Origin of the sequence: Thermococcus sp. LS1 (assembly GCF_012027395.1) — an archaeon.
GTDB lineage: Archaea > Methanobacteriota_B > Thermococci > Thermococcales > Thermococcaceae > Thermococcus.
The window spans coordinates 1-447 of record NZ_SNUJ01000007.1 but is presented as its reverse complement, the minus strand read 5'-3'; the positions used below and the strand labels follow the sequence as shown (position 1 = coordinate 447).

The window sequence follows — 447 nt, the reverse complement described above, 5'->3', positions numbered from 1 at the left end:
GAAACTTAAGAGGTGATTAAAGTGGTAACAAAGACTAAAGAGACGCTTGACAAAGTTATTACACTTTCTAATAACAGCATTGATTTGCCACGAAATGGAGTCATCCAGAAAATAGCACTACTCTTTAATCTAACACTTAGCAATGCTGGAGCTTCAGCATGGAACGGAACACTTGAAGATGTTTTAAAGACAATTGAAGAGATTAGAGTGGTTGCAGACGCTAATGACATTAAATATGCTTTAAGCGGTCTTGATCTCGCAATAATGAATTATTACGATTCAGCTTCAAAGGGAATTGATCTCTCCCAGTCAATAAGCGTTGGAGCTTCAGGAACACAAAGTGTTACCTTTATGCTATTCCTAGATGCCGGTTATATACATGCGGTTGCCAAGGAGAACTTATCACTTAGCGTTAAATTTAATACTACTGTTGCCACTGATGTCACA

Annotated in this window: 1 pseudogene; it reads left to right on the top strand. The window is 37.8% G+C overall.

Annotated features, from left to right (window positions below):
- Nucleotides 1-21: 21 nt before the first annotated feature.
- Nucleotides 22-447, top strand: a pseudogene (locus E3E26_RS10970) (hypothetical protein); the annotation flags it as partial.